Below are 16,365 nucleotides of genomic sequence, written 5' to 3' on the forward strand. Positions count from 1 at the left end.
CACGGAATGCACGCTGTTGCCGTTGCTGTTGCCTTTGCTCCGGCTTGTAGCGGGTGCAGGGCGCAGCCCTGCAAAAACCCCCTACTCCTGCGGATCGCGGGTGATGTGGATGTCCGTCGGGGTCGACAGCGGGATGTTCCGCTCCGCCAGGATCTGCAGCAGGCTGAAGTACAGATCGCTGCGGGTGGCGTAGACCTGCCGCGGGCTGGCCACGTACGCGAAGCTGTTGATGGTGATCTGGCCACCGGCAATGCTGTCGATGTAGACCGTTGGCGCCGGCTGCTTCAGCACGTTGGTGTGTGCGGTGTACGCATCCAGCAGCGCCTGCCGCAGGTTGCCGAAATCGGTGCTGGGCGGCACCGCGAACTGGATCTGGATGCGGCCCTGGTTGTTGCCCATCGTCATGTTGCGCACGGTCTTGGTGACCAGCTCGGAGTTGGGCACGATCAGGGTGGACTTGTCGCCCACCTGGATCTCGGTCGAACGCAGGCTGATGCGGCGGATGTCGCCCTCCTGGTCGCCCAGCTTCACCCAGTCGCCGATCTTCACAGGACGCTCGGCCAGCAGGATCAGGCCGGAGACGAAGTTCTGTGTGATCACCTGCAGGCCGAAACCAATACCCACTGACAACGCACTGACGAGCAGCGCCAGCTTGGTCAGCTCCAGCCCCATCGCCGTCAACGCCCAGACCACGGCGAGGATGATGCCAACGTAGCGGGCGACGGTACTGACCGAGTTACGCGCCCCCAGGTCCAGTTCGGTCTTGGGCAGGTAGGTATCGGTCAGCCAGCGCTGCACCAGCTGGGTGATCGCCAGACCGGCCAGCAGCACCACAACCGCCAACACGATCTGCATCGGCTTCAGGGTGGTTCCGCCCAACGGAATGCCCGTGGTGAGCAGCGAAGTGAATCGCTCCACCACCGCACCGATGTTGCCGAACGGCGCCACCAGGGCAAGCAGCGTGAGCAGCACGACCACGGTACGCAGCGCCGCCGACAGCAGCACGCCGGCCTGCTCCAGCCGCGATACGCTCAGGCCGGTGCTGAGCAGAATGGTCTGGCCCACCTTGCTGTCGGCATTGAGCATCCACGTGCTCAGGTCATCGACGAATTTGAACAGCAGCGTCGCCGCCAGCACCACGATGCTGCCGCCGATCAGCTGCTGGTTCACGAACTTGGCGAAGTTCAGATAGCCCAGCAGGGTGGCGATGATGGCCGCTACTACCGCGACGTTGCCCGCCACGCGTGCCAATACCAGCCAGCTGCTGCGGCGCACCGGTGTGGCCGCGCCCACGCCATCGGCCTGCGCCTCCAGCTTGGCCTCGGCCTCGGCGGTCTGCCGGCGATGCAGGCGCGCCAGGGTCACCAGCATGGCCATGATCAGGCCGAGGTAGGTCAGCGCAATCAGGCCATCCAGCGCCACCGTGGTGACGTCGCTGGTACGTGTGGCCTGATCGAGGGCGACCAGCACCGTGCTCAGCCAGGCCAGCGCCGCCGCGCCCCACGCGTACTTGCGCAGCTTGAGCGCGGCGGTGTCATCCAGATTCAGCAACCGCCACGACGGCCGCTTGGGAACCAGCATGCAGGCGCTGAGTGCCGCAATGAACGCAGCGCGGAACGTTGCGGTCTCCAGCCCGTCGGCCACCACCTGCAGGCGCGGCGCAATCGCATTGATGGCATCCAGCGCCGCCATCAGCACCACCACGGCATAGCCGGGCAGCAGCGTGCCCACCAGCAGCAGCCACATGGCCAGGCCGGAGCGCCGCAGGCGGCCATCGGGCGCACGCTCGGACGCGGCAAAGCGGCGACCCAGCCGGCGCAGCCACAACCGCAGCGGGAACATCATGACCAGTGCAGCCAGCAGGCCCAGCAACGGCGTGCCCCAGCCGTTGGCCCGGATGCCGGCGACGAACGTATCGCGCCCCTGCTCGGCCAACGGCGCGACGCGTGCGATATCGATCGGCAGGCGCTCGGCAACCTTGCTCCACAGCGCGGGCGACAACGGCGAGGCAACCTTCTGCCCCAGTTCTTCGGTACGTTGCGCGGCGCGCTGCTGGTCGATGTCGGTCGCCAGCTGCTGGGCGCGCACGGCACTGGTCTTGGCCTGCGCTACCGACGCGGCCAGTCCGTCGCGTTGTTTGTTGATGCTGCGCCGTTGCGCCGCCAGTTCGGGCGGCTCGGTGGTGCCCTCGGCAGGCGTGCCCAACTGCGCCAGCTGTTCGTCTAGGCGGACGAGCTGTGGCTGCAGCTCCTTTTCCAGCGCCTCGGCGTCACGCCGTACCTGCGAGGCATTCTCGGACAGCATCGCCAGCGTCTCGATGGCTTCAGCGTCGCCGCGCTTGCGGTCGACCTCCTTCAGCTTCGCATCGATATCTGCCAGCTGCTGCTTCGGCGTGGGCGCATCATCCTGCGCCAGCACCGGCGCGGACAGCAGGAAGACGCTGCACAGCATCAGGACCCACCAGGGGCCCCGTGCACGGATCGATCGCAGGAAAGAAGACAAGCCAGCCACACCGGTTCGCGCGGACCACCGCGCCTGCGCGCGACTATACGGCAGAGCCGGTCAAGGGCGGATGGGTGGCCCCGGCAGCGTCGAGCATCAGTACTTCAGGCGCAGCTCTTCCACCGTCGGCTGCTGCAGCGCGTACCAGTCCTGGAACTCTTCCTCGGTAATCTCATCGGGCGCATATACCGCCACCGGGTGCCAGTCGTGGTCGGTCGGCAGCGGCTGGCGCGGGCCGGCACGCAGGCTGTAGGCCACGCCTTCGTAGTCGACCAGGTCATCGACCTGCGGCCACTGTTCGCGTGCGAACGCGGATTCACTCTTCAACAGGATCACCTGGTACATCGGCACCTCCACCTCGGTTGGATCAGGAAAACACGGCGCTGGCTGCAGGATACCGCCGCGCCGGTGACAACGGGCGCTCCGCCGGGGCGACGGAACGTTCTGGACACGGCCATCGCCCCGGCTTCACCCGCCCATGGCAAGGCCATCGGCATCGTGGAGGCCCACCCCTGCCACGACCGCCGATGACCGAGCACCCGCCGCTGAAGACCGTCGCCGACCTCAAACTGCCCCGCTACCTGGGCACCTGGTATGAGATCGCGCGCCTGCCGATGCGCCATGAACCGGAAGGCTGCACCGACGTGTCGGCGCACTACACCCTGCTCGACAACGGCAACGTCGGCGTCACCAACCGCTGCCGAATGGACGGCGAGGTCGAAGAAGCCACCGGCGAGGCCTGTGCCGTCGACAACGACAGCGCGCGGCTGGAGGTGAGCTTCCTGCCCAAGGGCCTGCGCTGGTTGCCGTTCGCCAAGGGCGACTACTGGGTGATCCAGGTCGCTCCGGACTACAGTGTGGCGCTGGTCGGCAGCCCCGATCGCAAGTACCTGTGGCTGCTGGCCCGCGAGCCGCGCCTGGACGCGACCGTGCAGGACCATTATCTGGCGGCCGCCCGCCTGCAGGGCTTCGATCTGTCCGAACTGATCCAGACCCCGCATACCGGCCGTCCCACCGCCTGAGCAGCACACGGCCATGGACCTGAAGAGCGGTTACCCCTGGTGGGCGGTACGCAATGGATTGATCCAGGCGTTTCCGCCATTGGAAAAGGACCTGCGCTGCGACGTGCTGGTGGTCGGTGGCGGCATCACTGGCGCGCTGATTGCCAACGAACTGTCCCGGCATGGCCACGACGTGGCGGTGATCGAGCAGCGCGACATCGGTTGGGGCAGTACTGCGGCCAGCACCGCGCTGCTGCAGTACGAGATCGATACCCACCTGCTGGAGCTGGCCCAACGCTATGGCCAGGACGCCGCCGCGCTGGCCTACCGGGCCTGTGCCGAGGCGATGCCGGCGCTGGGTGAGGTGTCGCGTGGGCTGGACGTCGATTTCCAGCGCATGGACAGCCTCTATCTGGCCAGCCGCCATCGCGACGTACCACGCCTGATGGCCGAGGGTGAGGCGCGGCGCGGCATCGGTCTGGATGCCCGCTGGCTCGGCCCGGAGGCACTGCAGGAACGCTTCGACGTGGACGCCGGTGGTGCCCTGCTCACGCGCCAGGCGGCACTGGTCGATCCCTATCGCCTGACCTATGCGCTGCTGCAGCGCGTGCGCCGGCGCGGCGGCAATGTGGTGCATGACCGTACGGTGCTGCACACGCTCACTCCCTCCGCACGCGGCGTGAGCGCCCTCACCGAGGGCGGCGCCACGATTCACGCCCGCCATGTGGTGCTGGCAATGGGCTACGCCAACCAGACGTGGCTGCATCAGCACGTCGCACGTAACCGCAGCAGCTACGCCTTCATCACCGACCCGATCGATGCGGACGTGCTGGGCCGCCTGCGCAACACGATGGTGTGGGAGAGCGCACGCCCGTACCTGTACCTGCGCGCCACCGGCGACCGCCGCCTGCTGGTGGGCGGGCTGGACGACGCCATCGACATCCCCGCCCGCCGCGATCGGCGCGTAGAGCGCAAGGCGGACAAGCTGATGAAGCAGCTGCTGCATTGGTTCCCGCGGCTGGACCCGGTGCCGGCGTTCTCCTGGGCCGGCACCTTCGCCGAAACCGCCGACGGCCTGCCGTTCTTCGGCCCGCACGATCAATGGGGGCCACGGGTGCACTTCGCCATGGCCTACGGCGGCAACGGCATCACCTATTCGATGATCGGCGCGCAGCTGCTGCGGGCCCGGATCGAGCGGCGCAAGCACCCGTTGCAGGGGCTGTTCGGGTTCGGGCGGCTGCGGTAGCGCCCGCCTCTTGTAGAGTCGAGCCATGCTCGACTGCGTCTGCCAACAGCAGTCGAGCATGGCTCGACTCTACAGAGGCCGCAGTCGAGCAGGCTCGACTCTACGGGGCGCCGACAGGCATCATTCAAGCAGCCCCTGCTAGCGTCGGCCTGTACCGCCGCGTGTTGCGTGGCCACCTGTCCGCTGGAGCGCCGTCATGATCCGCCACCTGACCCTGCTGCTGTGCCTGGCCCTGCCGGGAACCGTGCTGGCCCAGTCCGCTGCTGGCGCGACCGCGCCGCAGGCGACCGGGCTGGACCTGTCGCTGCCGCAGGCACCGATGCGTTATCTGAACGATGCGAGCCTGAAGCAGGACCCGCCGGGCACGTTCTACGGCGACAAGAGCGGCCCGCGCGTGCACGACGACGCGAAGATCGCCGACGTCACCGACGACAAGGTCAAGGTGTCGGGCAGCTTCACCACCGGCATCGGTTATTCCAAGAACGGCGGCAACAGCCACTACAACGCCGCCACCCTGAACCTCAGCAAGAACTACACCACCGATGAAGGCAAGACCCATGGGGTCAACGTCAACATCCACGTGAGCGAAGGCAAGGGCCCGGGCTTCTACGGCCCGTACGGCGGCTACTACGGCCGCGGCCCGGGCTACTGGGATTACCCGCCGCCGTTTGGTTGGTAACGACCTGCGGGTAGCGCCGGGCCATGCCCGGCGGCTTGATGCATCCGCTGCGCGCGCCGGGCATGGCCCGGCGCTACCTGGGCGTCAATCCAGCCAGCCGTCGCGCTCGCTGTGCAGGATGCGGCCGTCATAGCCGCTCAGGCGCACGTCCACCTTCTGGTTGCGGGCATTGCGCGCTTCCAGCGACCAGGTCGCGCCATCGCGTTCCAGCGAATGGATCTCGCGCAGGCCATGCGCCTGTGCCCGTGCCAGCACCTGCTCGGTGCTCAACAGCGCGCGGCCGCTGTGCTCGTCGAAGATCTCGCCGGTCTTGGGGTCCACGTAGACCTCGCTGAAGCGTCCATCGGCGCGGCTCACGTCAGCCTCCCACAGGCCATCATCGCGTTCGATCTCGTGGATCTGGGTGTAGCCGGCCTTGCGCAGGGTCTGTTCGACCTGGGCCATGCCCAGCGGTGCAGCCTGTGCGGCGGGAGCAATCGCAAGGGCGACAACGGTGGCAAGGGTGAGCGACTTCAACATGGGGGTTCTCCTGTTCGTGTTCGTGGCCGGACCATCCCGGCAACGCCACGATGCACCCCGTGGTTAACAGCGCCTTAGCCGCCCCTGTTAGCCAACGGTTAGTCACCCCCGGCACACTCACGCCTGTTCCTACAGCCCACCCTGCGCCCCGATGCTCTCCACCCTGCCTCTGCTGCTGGCCCTGGTCAGCGCCCCGACCGCCGCCGCGCCTGCACAGGACCCGGCGCAGCAGGTGGCGCGCCGCGCCGTGCAGCAAGGCCGTTACGTGCCATTGGAAAGCGTGGTGCGCGATGCACTCAAGCGCTACCCGGGCCAGCTGCTGGAAGTGGAGCTGGACGACGGCGTCTACGAGGTGGAGATCCTGCGCGCAGACGGCGTGGTGGTGGAGCTGGACTATGATGCGCGCAGCGGAAAGCTGCTGAAGACGGAGCTGGACGACTGATGCGCATCCTGTTGGCCGAAGACGATACTGCGCTGGCACAGCGCCTGCTGCCCCTGCTGGAGCAGGCCGGCTACGTGGTGCAGGTGGTTGCCGACGGGCGCGAGGCCGAGGAGATCGGCCAGATCGAAGACCTGCAGGCCGCCATCGTCGACCTGGGCCTGCCCGGGCTGGATGGACTGAGCGTGATCGAGCGCTGGCGCGGCAACGGCCGCAGCTTTCCGGTGCTGGTGCTGACCGCCCGCGGGCGCTGGCACGACAAGCTGGCCGGCTTCGATGCCGGCGCCGACGACTATCTGACCAAACCGTTCCAGGCCGACGAACTGGTGCTGCGCCTGCGTGCACTGATCCGCCGCAGCCATGGCCATGCCAGCCCGCGCCTGCACTGCGTCCCGCTGCAGCTGGACGTCAACGCCGGCCGCTTCGAACTGGACGGGCAGGCGCTGCCCCTCAGTCCGCAGGAGTTCCGCCTGCTCAGCTATTTCATCCACCACAGCGGTCAGGTGATCGGCCGTGATCGCCTGGGTGAACAGGTGTTCGAGGGCGGCTTGGATCCCGACTCCAACGCGCTGGACGTGCTGCTCGGGCGGGTGCGCCGTAAGCTCGGCATCGATCTGATCCAGACCGTACGCGGCCAGGGTTGGCGGCTGGCCGCGCCGTGAGCCGGCAACCCTCGCTGCGACGGCGCCTGCTGCTGGCTGGCGGTGTCGGCCTGCTGCTGGTCTCGCTGCTGGCCAGTGCACTGCTGGGCGAGCTGTTCAAGCGCAGCGCGCGCGATCGCTTCGACCATGAACTGCAGCAGGACATGCTGACCCTGCTGGCGCAGGCCGAAGTGGATGCGGACGGACAGCTGCGCCTGCGCCAGGAACCCAATGACGCACGCTTCCAGCGCGTGTTCTCCGGTGCCTATTGGCAGATCGGCGGTGCCGATGGCCGCGTGCTGCTGCAGTCGCGCTCGCTGTGGGATGAAACCCTGCCGGCGCCGGCTACCGGGCCGGCCACGCGCAATCTGCACGGACCGATGCAGCAATCCCTGCGCGCACGCGTGCAGCAGGTTCGCCTGCCACGCGCCAGCGAGCCGTTCGTGGTCGTGGTCGCCACCGACCGCAGTGCGCTGGATGCGGATGTGGCCGCATTCCGTCAGCGCACGGCCATCGCCCTGGCCGTGCTGGTTGCCGCGTGGCTGGCGGTGCTGGCCAGCCAGGTGCACTTCGGATTGCGTCCGCTGCATCGCCTCGGTGCGCAGCTGGAACGGGTGCGCCGCGGCGAGGCGCAGCGCATCGATACACAGGGACTGGGTGCGGAGGTTGCACCGCTGGGCGAGGAGCTCAACGCGCTGCTGGAGCATCAGCAACGCATGGTCGCGCGCGCGCGCACCAGCGCACAGGATCTGGCGCATGCGCTGAAAACCCCGCTGAGCGTGCTGGCCACCGAGGCCGACAGCGACGGCGCTGACTGGCGGGCGACCGTGCGTGAGCAGAGTGCTCGCATGCAGGCCAGTGTTGACCGTTACTTGGCTGCCGGACTGGCCGCCGACCATCGACAGCGGACCGACGTGGCGGCAGTCGCACAGGCGCTGTGCCGGTTGATGGCACGCGTGCATGGCGAACGCGGCATTGCGTTCACGGCGGCTGGTATCGATCCGACGCTGCAGTTCGCCGGTGCCAGGGCGGACCTGGAGGAGATGCTGGGCAATCTGCTGGATAACGCCGGCAAGTGGGCGAAGCAGCAGGTGGACGTCACTGCAGACACCAGCGAAAGGCAGTTGCGCATAGAGGTACGCGATGACGGCCCCGGGCTGGCCGCAGACGCGCTGGAACAGGTCACCCAGCGTGGGGTGCGCCTGGATGAGCGCGAGGGCAGCAGTGGGCTGGGCCTGGCGATTGTGGGTGATATCGCTGCCAGCTATGGCGGGCGGTTGGCGCTGGAGAATGCGCAGCCGGGATTGCGGGCCACGTTGTGGTTGCCGGTGGCGTGAGGCGGCCAACCTGACGGCGGGTAGTGCCGGCCGCTGGCCGGCAACCACGTGATCAACGGGAACACCCTGCGGAAGCCGGCCAGCGGCCGGCTCTACCAAGCGCCAACCCGACCGGTCGCCGTGCACCCGGCAGGTGTCGACCTTGGTCGACACGCACCCAGCATCAACGGTGGTGCATCCACCAGCAATCAATCGCGTCCAGCACGATGTGGATCATCAATCCGATGCCCACCAGCCGCGTCTTCTTCGGCACGCACAGCCCCGCATAGACCGCAATCGCCGGTGCGGTATGCAGCGGGTGGAACCCGATGCTGCAGCGGTTCGGTGCATAGATCGGATCGGCCAGCAGGTGGTCCAGATCGATGATCCAGCCCAGCAGCATCAGCAGCCACGCCGAGGCGAAGCGCTTGCGCCAGAACAGCCATGCCAGCAGGGCTGGCACGGCGGCATGCAGGAACAGGTGGAAGATCGCGCGCGCGCTCATCGGGGCCGGTAGCGCCGGGCCATGCCCGGCGTTCCCGTTTACCTCAGACCAGCGGTTCGTCGGACAGGTAGGTGTAGCCGGTCAGGCCGGCTTCCAGCGCCTCCGACAGCTCCTGCGCACGTTCCGGCGACAGCTGCGCCTCGGCCACGCGCTGCGCATAGGTCGCACGCAGCTCGTCCAGGCGGTAACCCACGTAATCCAGCATCACGTCGGTGGTGTCACCACGGCGCTGCTGGGTGATGGCGTAGCCATCGGCATCGGCCAGTACTTCCACCGCGTCGGTATCGCCGAACAGGTTGTGGATGTCGCCCAGGATTTCCTGGTAGGCGCCGACCATGAAGAAGCCGATGCGGTAGCTCTCGCCCGGTTTCATCTTGTGCAGCGGCAGCGAGCTGTCCAGGCTCTCGTTCTCGACATAGGTTTCCACCATGCCGTCCGAGTCGCAGGTCATGTCGGCGATGATGCCGCGACGGTCCGGGGTTTCGTCCAGACGCTCGATCGGCACGATCGGGAACACCTGGTCGATCGCCCACACGTCGGGGATCGATTCGAACACGCTGAAGTTGACGAAGTACTTGTCGACCAAGCGCTCGTTCAGTTCATCCAGCACCGGGCGATGGCTCTTCTCGTCGTAGCTCAGGCGCGCACGCACGCCGTGGGCGATGGCGTAGAACAGATCGTCGATGCGCGCACGCTGCGGCAGGTCGATCTGGCCCAGCGCGTAGCTGGCCAGGCCTTCGGCGTGGAAATGCTGCGCTTCCTGGAACAGTTCCACCGCTGGGCGCACGTCCAGCTCGTCGTGGATCTCGCGCAGGTGGCGGATCGCTGCCGGCTCGTCGTCGTGCTGGTCCGGTACGCGGCCTTCCTGCGCCTCTTCCACTTCCGAAACGTTGGCGATCAGCACCGCGTGGTGCGCGGTCATCGCGCGGCCGCACTCGGTAACGATGCGCGGCGGGGTCAGGCCGAATTCTTCGCAGGCATTGGCCAGCGGCTGCACGATGTTGCTGGCGTAGGAATGCAGGCCGTAGTTGATCGAGCAGAAGCTGCGCGAGCGCGTGCCTTCATAGTCCACGCCCAGGCCGCCGCCCACATCGACGTGGGTGATCTTCGCGCCAAGGCGCGACAGCTCCACGAAGTAGCGGGTGGCTTCGCGCATGCCGTTGGCGATGTCGCGCACGTTGGAGATCTGCGAGCCCATGTGGAAGTGAAGCAGGTTCAGACAGTCGGCGTACTCGGTGTCACGCAGCGACTTCCACAGGTCCAGCAGCTGGCGCGGCGACAGGCCGAACTTGGCCTTGTCGCCACCGCTGTTCTGCCACTTGCCGGCGCCCAGCGAGGCCAGGCGCATGCGCACGCCCAGACCCGGCTTCACGTCCAGCGCCTTGGACTCTTCCAGCACCAGCTTCAGCTCGGACGGCTTCTCGATGACGATGAAGGTCTGCAGGCCCAGCTTGCGGCCGATCAGGGCCAGGCGGATGTACTCGCGGTCCTTGTAACCGTTGCAGACGATCAGGCCACCCGGGCGCGACAGCGCCAGCACCGCCATCAGCTCGGGCTTGCTGCCCGCCTCCAGGCCGAAGCCTTCGCCGTGGTGGCTGGCCAGGGTGCCGGCCACGCCACGGGTCTGGTTGACCTTGATCGGGTACACGGCGGTGTAGCCACCGCTGTACTCCCAGTCCTGCTGGGCCTGGCCGAAGGCCGCCTGCAGCTTGCCCAGGCGCTGGCCCAGGATGTCCGGGAAGCGCACCAGCAGCGGCAGCTTGGCGCCAGCTGCGCGCGCAGCGTCCACCACCTTGGGCAGCGACACCACCGGGCCGTCTGCCCCGGTCGGTCTCACTACCATGTGCCCGGCCTGATCCACGTCGAAGTAACCGTCCGCCCAATGCGGGATCGAGTAGGTCTTGCGGGCTTGGTCGAGGGACCAATCGGTCATTGCAGTCGGCCTTGTTGGCAATAAAAGGGGGGGCATGATAACGCCTATATGCCCACAGGTTCGTTATCATGCGCGCCCGCGCCCGTGGCAGGTTCCAACCTGAACGGGCCGATCCGTCCGGATGTGGCATCTGTGCCACGCGGCCCCGCCCGCCAGCCCGGCTTCACCCCTCCGAACAGGACTGTTTTCAAATGACTGACAGCAACAACTGGTACATCGAGCACTTCGAGCGCACCGGCTCGGCCATCGGCTACCGCATCACCGGCAAGCTGGACGAGGTGCAGTCGCCGTTCCAGAAGATCGAGATCTTCCAGACCACCGACTGGGGCAACCTGATGACCATCGACGGGGCCATCATGCTGACCAGCAAGGACAACTTCTTCTACCACGAGATGATCAGCCACCCGGTGCTGTTCACCCACGCCGCGCCCAAGCGCGTTGTGATCATCGGCGGTGGCGACTGCGGCACCCTGCGCGAAGTGCTCAAGCACACCGGCGTGGAGAGCGTGACCCAGTGTGATATCGACGAGCAGGTGACGGTGATGGCGCGCAAGCACTTCCCGGAACTGTGCGACTCCAACGACGACGCGCGCGCCGAGCTGCTGTTCGACGACGGCGTGGCCTACATGGCCAACTGCCCGGCTGGCAGCGTGGACGTGGTGATCGTGGATTCGACCGACCCGGTCGGCCCGGGTGAAGGCCTGTTCAACAAGGCCTTCTACGCAAGCTGCTTCAAGGCCCTGAAGGACGACGGCATCCTGGTGCAGCAGTCCGAATCGCCGCTGATGCAGCTGGAGCTGATCAACGAAATGCGCACCGAGATGGGCAAGGCCGGCTTCGGCTCGTTCAAGACCCTGCCGTTCCCGCAGCCGTGCTACCCCACCGGCTGGTGGAGCGTGACCCTGGCGCGCAAGGGCGAAAGCAGCTTCGACTTCCGCCAGGCCGACTCGGCCGCCAAAACCTTCGAGACCCTGTACTACACCGCCGCGCTGCACACCGGCGTGCTGGTGACCCCGCCGTTCGTGCAGGCCGCACTGAAGGGTTGATCCAACAAAAAACCCGCGCTGGCAACAGCGCGGGTTTTTGCTTTCTGTAGAGTCGAGCCATGCTCGACTGCTCTTCTGCAGGGCTACCGCGATCTGACCGAAATGCAGTCGAGCATGGCTCGACTCTACAATTCAAAGCGCCCAGATACCGGCGATCACCGCCACCACCAGGCCCCACTTGATGACCTGATACGCCACCACGCTGCGCTCGCGCAGTGCCTTGGCCTTCAGGCGCACCTTGTAGACGCTGCCGAATGCCTTGTTGACGCCACCGGTCGGGTCACCCGGCAGGTTCGGCGAGGCACCACCGGCCAGCAGCGTGGCCGCCACCGCGCGGTTGAACAGGCCTGGCAGGCCGAAGCGCAGCGGGCGGGCGATGTCGCAGAACAGGATCACGCGATCATCGGGCGTCTCGTTATGCGCATGGTGGATGTAGGTCTCGTCGAACATCATCCACTCACCGTCGCGCCAGCTCTTCTTGATGCCGTCCACTTCGATGTAGCAGCCGTCGTTGTTGGGCGTGGCCAGGCCCAGGTGCAGGCGCAGCGAACCGGCGAACGGGTCACGGTGCGGGCGCAGTTCACTGCCCGACGGCAGCTGCGCGAACATCGCCGCACGCACGTCCGGCAGCGACTCCAGCAGCGCCGTGGTCTTAGGGCACATTGCCTTCGCCGACGGGTGCGACGGGCCATACCACTTCAGGTAGAAGCGCTTCCAGCCACGGCGGAAGAACGAATTGAAGCCGGCATCATTGAACGTGCTGGAGGCCGCGATCGCCTGCGCATCGCGCAACGCCAGCGCCTCGTCGCGGATCATCTGCCAGTTCTGGCGCAGCGGCTCCAGCTGCGGGAATTCCTTGGCCGGGTCCAGGAACGGCGTGGTCGGCACCTTCGAGAACATGTACATGACCACGTTGATCGGGGCCATGAAGCTGGAATGGTCCAGCAGCTGGCGCGACCAGCGCGCGCGGACCTTGCCACGGAAGTGGATGTACAGCACGCAGGCGACGAACAGCGCTGCGATGACGATTTTGATGATCAAAGCACTTTCCTCCAGCCGCAGCCGGAACGGGAAACAGGGCGATGCACGGCCGGACGGCCAGCACCGGTGGGGACCGCGGCAGGGGACGGGGACGTGCCAGGAAGGGGCGGCCGCCGATGTCGCGAATTAACAGCTTATGGTCGGTAGGCCGTGCGTCGGGGTCAAGCTGGACGTGCGTGACGTTCAGCGGGCCGCGGATGAACGAAGCAGAGCGAAACGCAACCTATTGATTCTGAAAGAACCGACGACAAAGTGAGACAGAATTGTCCGATTGAGCGCGACGAACTGTTCCAGCCACGACCCCGACATTTCTCCGACAAATCGTGGAATAGCGAACTGGTGAGTACTAAAATTAACGAAAACTTAGTAACTCCCTGTAACACCGGTTCGCTTGACGCTTTGCGCCACCCACCGGGTCGTCCGAGACCCCGACATGTATCTTCCTGCTCTCCCCCCTCCTCCTGCGGCGATGACGCCGCCACCCCGCTACTGCTCAAGCGCGGCGAACGCTTCCTGGCCCCCGACGTCTACCGCACCTGCCTGGACGGGCGCGAGGCGGTCATCAAGGACTATTCCCGCTACCGCGGCACTCCCGTTTCACTGATCGCGCGGCTGATGGTGCGACGTGAAGCCCGCATGCTGCAGCGCCTCGGCGGCTGGAAGCATGCCCCCGCGCTGCTTGGCACGCTGGGTGGCCTGGCGCTGGGCATGGAGTTCATCCCTGGCCAGACCCTGAGCACTGCGCAGGCCGTCGGCAATGAAGTGTTCGAGCAGCTGCAGCACGCGCTCAGCCGCCTGCATGCCGCCGGCATCACCCACAACGACCTGCATGGCACCAACGTGGTGGTCAGCAGCGGCGTACCGGTGCTGCTGGACTTCACCTCGGCCTGGCGGGCCCCGCGTTGGCTGCGCCGCAACCCGCTGAGCCGCCAGATGCGCCGCAGCGACATGAAGAACCTGCTGAAGATCCGCCAGCGCGTGACTGGCCAGGCGCCGAGTGCTGCGCAGGCCGCGCTCGTGGCCGACCCCGGCTGGGTCGCCGCCGTGCGCCAGGGCTGGAAGCGGTTCTACAAGTGGGCCAAGCGCCGGTAGGGGTCGAGCTTGCTCGACCGCTTTACCGCTCCTTGTAGAGTCGAGCCATGCTCGACTGCTCTTCCTGCATCGCGCGAAATGCAGTCGAGCATGGCTCGACTCTACAGAAACCGGGTTACAACGCGTCCGCGTCCAGCTCACCGGTACGAATACGCACCACGCTGCCCAGGTCGTATACGAACACCTTGCCGTCGCCAATCTTGCCGGTGCCGGCGGCCTTCACGATGGCCTCAACCACGGCCTCCACCTGGTCATCGGTCACCGCCACTTCCAGCTTCACCTTCGGCAGGAAATCGACCACATACTCCGCGCCGCGGTACAGCTCGGTATGGCCCTTCTGGCGACCAAAGCCCTTCACTTCCGTCACCGTGATGCCGGTAACCCCACGCTCGGCCAGCGCTTCGCGCACGTCGTCGAGCTTGAACGGCTTGATCACCGCCATGACCATCTTCATCGTCTATCTCCTGTCTTCCGGCGTGGAGGATAGCGCCTGAACGCGGCCCGTGCGAAGCCGCTGCCGCCTGTCCGGGCGATGGGTGCCAGCAGTATCCTTGTGCCCGAATGGCCTGCCCGCGCCGGATGCACGGGCCCACCCCCACGGAGCACCCCATGATCGACCTGAATCAAATCGATGACCTCGCCCGTCGCCTCAGCGACCTGGTGCCGCCGGGCCTGCGCGAATCGCGCGAGGAACTGCAGGCCACCTTCAAGAGCGCGCTGCAGGCCGGCCTGGCCAAGCTGGACCTGGTCACCCGCGAAGAGTTCGAAGTGCAGCGCGCCGTGCTGCTGAAGACCCGCGAAAAGCTGGACGCACTGGAAACCGCCGTGCGCGAGCTGGAAGGGCGCGGCGCCGCAGAATGAAAAAAGGAGGCGCACCGCGCCTCCCACTACAGAGTATTTCCCGGATGGGGCCTTGCAGCAAGGCCCACCGGGCGCCCTAGACTCGCCGGCCTGTCGATCCGGCAGGACACGCAGGGGCAGTGCCGATGGCGCAGGACACCGAATGGACACCCGTTTCGCATGACACCTGCGACCAGGTCGCCGGGCCGTTCTATCACGGCACCCGCGCTGACCTCGCGGTGGGCAAGCTGCTGAGTGCGGGCTTCCGCTCCAACTATCGCGACAGTGTGGTGATGAACCACATCTACTTCACCACCATTGCCAAGGGCGCCGGGTTGGCTGCGGAGATGGCCCGGGGTGAGGGGCGGCCGCGCGTGTATGTGGTGGAGCCGACCGGGCCGTTTGAGGACGACCCGAACGTGACCAACAAGAAGTTTCCCGGGAACCCGACGCGCTCGTATCGGAGTGCGCAGCCGTTGCGGGTGGTTGGAGAGATTGTGGAGTGGGAGCTGTACGACGCGGAGTTCGTTCGGCAGTTGAGAGCGTTTGTTGCTTCGGGGAGTGGGGAGATCATCAACTGAGGGAAGGAGAGACTCTTGCTTTGCCTGACGGAAGATCGATACAGCAGGTCGTCGAACGATGTCCGCTTTCGGCCAGTAGCAGACGCTACTGGTCACGGACTCTGACGTACGCCTTCAAGACCTCTATTAGAGAAATGATGCGCTTTGCGGTTGTTGCCGCTTCGAAAGCGTGTTTGATCTCAACATCGTACGGGCGGGGATGTATCGTCCAAGCTTCACTTAGTTCAATTTCATCTCGCTCAATAACACATGCAGCGAATATCAAACGTTGAATATGCCCGTTCCCATCAAGAAAGGGGTGAACCAGGCCAAAGATGTAAAACAGGATAGCTATCTCGCGCAATATCGTTGCAACGTCTGTGCCAGGACTGAGGCTGAATATTTTAGCTGCCTGAACTCCAATCCGATCTAAATTAATCGCTACATCTTCTGGTGCAAGAAACTCCTGGAATGTTCCGTCATCATCGCGAGTAGCGCCAATACGACGATTCGCCAGAGTTGTACCATTTGTCCCGCGATAGGTGCCTGCGTACTCGGGGCACTGCAGCGGCGTCAACTTGGCATAGAGCCTTTCGTGAACTGTCCTAGGATCAGTGATGAACTCCAGTCGTTCTTGGGAGCTCGCTTCCAACAGCCCTTGCAGCTCCGCCGCACATCCAGCTTTCAACACTTCATCGTAATTCGCCATCTCGTGCGGGTCCCACTTCACGACTTCTATCATTCGATTATCACCAATCTAGGGCAGGCTATAGCAATTAATCAAAAAAATAGTAGCTCATCTTCCCCAGTGTGGGGGGGGGTGGATTGTGATCTCGAGAACATAGCGCCAAGACTGGGCTTCCTGGGTTCGAGCCACTTCCTCGCGATCAAAGATGCGCGTTCGCCAGTCCACCAATCTACTTTGTCTGCCTCAGGCCAGAAGCAGTCCTTCGTCGCAGGCCCAGCCCGAACTGCCGCCGGTGCGGTTAATACATACTTCGCGCG

18 protein-coding genes are annotated in these 16,365 nt (G+C 65.7%); 10 read left to right on the forward strand and 8 right to left on the reverse strand.

Annotated elements, in window-relative coordinates:
• Positions 1–81: 81 nt before the first annotated feature.
• Positions 82–2,451 (reverse strand): DUF3772 domain-containing protein, encoded by a 2,370-nt coding sequence (locus tag AC3ITW_RS20580; RefSeq protein ID WP_489389893.1) that lies wholly within the window; start codon positions 2,449–2,451, stop codon positions 82–84.
• Between the two features lie 147 nt (positions 2,452–2,598).
• Positions 2,599–2,847 (reverse strand): hypothetical protein, encoded by a 249-nt coding sequence (locus AC3ITW_RS20585; protein ID WP_006399378.1) that lies wholly within the window; start codon positions 2,845–2,847, stop codon positions 2,599–2,601.
• Between the two features lie 182 nt (positions 2,848–3,029).
• Between AC3ITW_RS20585 and AC3ITW_RS20590 the strand changes: the two genes are divergently transcribed.
• From AC3ITW_RS20590 to AC3ITW_RS20600, 3 genes are all read left to right on the forward strand, one after another.
• A complete protein-coding gene (locus tag AC3ITW_RS20590) occupies positions 3,030–3,524 on the forward strand; it encodes a lipocalin family protein (protein WP_012512342.1) in 495 nt (164 codons plus the stop codon).
• A gap of 13 nt (positions 3,525–3,537) precedes the next feature.
• Positions 3,538–4,749: an NAD(P)/FAD-dependent oxidoreductase gene (locus AC3ITW_RS20595; RefSeq protein ID WP_489389894.1), complete on the forward strand. Its 1,212-nt coding sequence runs from the start codon at positions 3,538–3,540 to the stop codon at positions 4,747–4,749.
• Between the two features lie 196 nt (positions 4,750–4,945).
• A complete protein-coding gene (locus AC3ITW_RS20600; protein ID WP_489389895.1) occupies positions 4,946–5,428 on the forward strand; it encodes a hypothetical protein in 483 nt (160 codons plus the stop codon).
• 84 nt (positions 5,429–5,512) lie between these two features.
• Here the strand turns inward: AC3ITW_RS20600 and AC3ITW_RS20605 are convergent, their stop codons facing one another.
• The gene (locus AC3ITW_RS20605) at positions 5,513–5,947 is read right to left on the reverse strand and encodes a PepSY domain-containing protein (RefSeq protein ID WP_180889851.1); all 435 of its coding nucleotides are present in this window, start codon (positions 5,945–5,947) and stop codon (positions 5,513–5,515) included.
• A gap of 151 nt (positions 5,948–6,098) precedes the next feature.
• On the opposite strand from AC3ITW_RS20605, the gene AC3ITW_RS20610 reads away from it, so the two are divergent.
• The 3 genes from AC3ITW_RS20610 to AC3ITW_RS20620 are packed head-to-tail and all read left to right on the forward strand — an operon-like array spanning position 6,099 to position 8,364.
• The gene (locus tag AC3ITW_RS20610; RefSeq protein ID WP_489389896.1) at positions 6,099–6,389 is read left to right on the forward strand and encodes a PepSY domain-containing protein; all 291 of its coding nucleotides are present in this window, start codon (positions 6,099–6,101) and stop codon (positions 6,387–6,389) included.
• A complete protein-coding gene (locus AC3ITW_RS20615; RefSeq protein WP_489389897.1) occupies positions 6,389–7,048 on the forward strand; it encodes a response regulator transcription factor in 660 nt (219 codons plus the stop codon). Before AC3ITW_RS20610 ends, AC3ITW_RS20615 begins: the two co-directional genes overlap by 1 nt.
• Positions 7,045–8,364, forward strand: a complete 1,320-nt coding sequence (locus AC3ITW_RS20620) for a sensor histidine kinase (protein WP_489389898.1) — start codon at positions 7,045–7,047, stop codon at positions 8,362–8,364. Before AC3ITW_RS20615 ends, AC3ITW_RS20620 begins: the two co-directional genes overlap by 4 nt.
• Before the next feature lie 163 nt (positions 8,365–8,527).
• On the opposite strand, the gene AC3ITW_RS20625 is transcribed toward AC3ITW_RS20620, so the two are convergent.
• Complete coding sequence (locus AC3ITW_RS20625) at positions 8,528–8,848, reverse strand: DUF6122 family protein (protein ID WP_012512348.1); 321 nt, start codon at positions 8,846–8,848, stop codon at positions 8,528–8,530.
• A gap of 43 nt (positions 8,849–8,891) precedes the next feature.
• Positions 8,892–10,781 (reverse strand): arginine decarboxylase, encoded by a 1,890-nt coding sequence (gene speA / locus AC3ITW_RS20630; RefSeq protein WP_012512349.1) that lies wholly within the window; start codon positions 10,779–10,781, stop codon positions 8,892–8,894.
• Between the two features lie 191 nt (positions 10,782–10,972).
• Between speA and speE the strand changes: the two genes are divergently transcribed.
• The gene (speE, locus tag AC3ITW_RS20635; RefSeq protein WP_100435378.1) at positions 10,973–11,827 is read left to right on the forward strand and encodes a polyamine aminopropyltransferase; all 855 of its coding nucleotides are present in this window, start codon (positions 10,973–10,975) and stop codon (positions 11,825–11,827) included.
• 132 nt (positions 11,828–11,959) lie between these two features.
• On the opposite strand, the gene AC3ITW_RS20640 is transcribed toward speE, so the two are convergent.
• On the reverse strand, positions 11,960–12,865 hold the full coding sequence (locus AC3ITW_RS20640; RefSeq protein ID WP_032973506.1) for an aspartyl/asparaginyl beta-hydroxylase domain-containing protein: 906 nt from the start codon (positions 12,863–12,865) through the stop codon (positions 11,960–11,962).
• Positions 12,866–13,357: 492 nt separating this feature from the next.
• Here AC3ITW_RS20640 and AC3ITW_RS20645 point away from each other — a divergent pair, with 492 nt between their 5' ends.
• Positions 13,358–13,960 (forward strand): RIO1 family regulatory kinase/ATPase domain-containing protein, encoded by a 603-nt coding sequence (locus AC3ITW_RS20645; protein WP_489390373.1) that lies wholly within the window; start codon positions 13,358–13,360, stop codon positions 13,958–13,960.
• A 115-nt stretch (positions 13,961–14,075) separates the two neighbouring features.
• On the opposite strand, the gene AC3ITW_RS20650 is transcribed toward AC3ITW_RS20645, so the two are convergent.
• The gene (locus AC3ITW_RS20650) at positions 14,076–14,414 is read right to left on the reverse strand and encodes a P-II family nitrogen regulator (RefSeq protein ID WP_005411374.1); all 339 of its coding nucleotides are present in this window, start codon (positions 14,412–14,414) and stop codon (positions 14,076–14,078) included.
• A 155-nt stretch (positions 14,415–14,569) separates the two neighbouring features.
• Between AC3ITW_RS20650 and ubiK the strand changes: the two genes are divergently transcribed.
• Both ubiK and arr read left to right on the forward strand, forming a co-directional pair.
• Positions 14,570–14,821, forward strand: a complete 252-nt coding sequence (gene ubiK, locus AC3ITW_RS20655) for a ubiquinone biosynthesis accessory factor UbiK (RefSeq protein WP_005411375.1) — start codon at positions 14,570–14,572, stop codon at positions 14,819–14,821.
• A 125-nt stretch (positions 14,822–14,946) separates the two neighbouring features.
• Entirely contained in the window at positions 14,947–15,381 is a 435-nt protein-coding gene (arr, locus tag AC3ITW_RS20660) for an NAD(+)--rifampin ADP-ribosyltransferase (protein ID WP_100435379.1), read from the forward strand.
• An 85-nt stretch (positions 15,382–15,466) separates the two neighbouring features.
• Here the strand turns inward: arr and AC3ITW_RS20665 are convergent, their stop codons facing one another.
• The gene (locus tag AC3ITW_RS20665) at positions 15,467–16,090 is read right to left on the reverse strand and encodes a Fic family protein (RefSeq protein WP_157804793.1); all 624 of its coding nucleotides are present in this window, start codon (positions 16,088–16,090) and stop codon (positions 15,467–15,469) included.
• Positions 16,091–16,365: the final 275 nt, after the last annotated feature.

It is taken from the genome of Stenotrophomonas sp. KH_052 (genome assembly GCF_057838755.1).

What these genes read in the sequence shown, in the direction of transcription:
- AC3ITW_RS20605 (WP_180889851.1), bottom strand. Translation starts at nt 5,947, where the DNA reads ATGTTGAAGTCGCTCACCCTTGCCACCGTTGTCGCCCTTGCGATTGCT.
- AC3ITW_RS20625 (WP_012512348.1), bottom strand. Translation starts at nt 8,848, where the DNA reads ATGAGCGCGCGCGCGATCTTCCACCTGTTCCTGCATGCCGCCGTGCCA.
- arr (WP_100435379.1), top strand. Translation starts at nt 14,947, where the DNA reads ATGGCGCAGGACACCGAATGGACACCCGTTTCGCATGACACCTGCGAC.
- speE (WP_100435378.1), top strand. Translation starts at nt 10,973, where the DNA reads ATGACTGACAGCAACAACTGGTACATCGAGCACTTCGAGCGCACCGGC.
- AC3ITW_RS20610 (WP_489389896.1), top strand. Translation starts at nt 6,099, where the DNA reads ATGCTCTCCACCCTGCCTCTGCTGCTGGCCCTGGTCAGCGCCCCGACC.
- ubiK (WP_005411375.1), top strand. Translation starts at nt 14,570, where the DNA reads ATGATCGACCTGAATCAAATCGATGACCTCGCCCGTCGCCTCAGCGAC.
- AC3ITW_RS20600 (WP_489389895.1), top strand. Translation starts at nt 4,946, where the DNA reads ATGATCCGCCACCTGACCCTGCTGCTGTGCCTGGCCCTGCCGGGAACC.
- AC3ITW_RS20615 (WP_489389897.1), top strand. Translation starts at nt 6,389, where the DNA reads ATGCGCATCCTGTTGGCCGAAGACGATACTGCGCTGGCACAGCGCCTG.
- AC3ITW_RS20590 (WP_012512342.1), top strand. Translation starts at nt 3,030, where the DNA reads ATGACCGAGCACCCGCCGCTGAAGACCGTCGCCGACCTCAAACTGCCC.
- speA (WP_012512349.1), bottom strand. Translation starts at nt 10,781, where the DNA reads ATGACCGATTGGTCCCTCGACCAAGCCCGCAAGACCTACTCGATCCCG.
- AC3ITW_RS20580 (WP_489389893.1), bottom strand. Translation starts at nt 2,451, where the DNA reads ATGCTGTGCAGCGTCTTCCTGCTGTCCGCGCCGGTGCTGGCGCAGGAT.
- AC3ITW_RS20650 (WP_005411374.1), bottom strand. Translation starts at nt 14,414, where the DNA reads ATGAAGATGGTCATGGCGGTGATCAAGCCGTTCAAGCTCGACGACGTG.
- AC3ITW_RS20585 (WP_006399378.1), bottom strand. Translation starts at nt 2,847, where the DNA reads ATGTACCAGGTGATCCTGTTGAAGAGTGAATCCGCGTTCGCACGCGAA.
- AC3ITW_RS20595 (WP_489389894.1), top strand. Translation starts at nt 3,538, where the DNA reads ATGGACCTGAAGAGCGGTTACCCCTGGTGGGCGGTACGCAATGGATTG.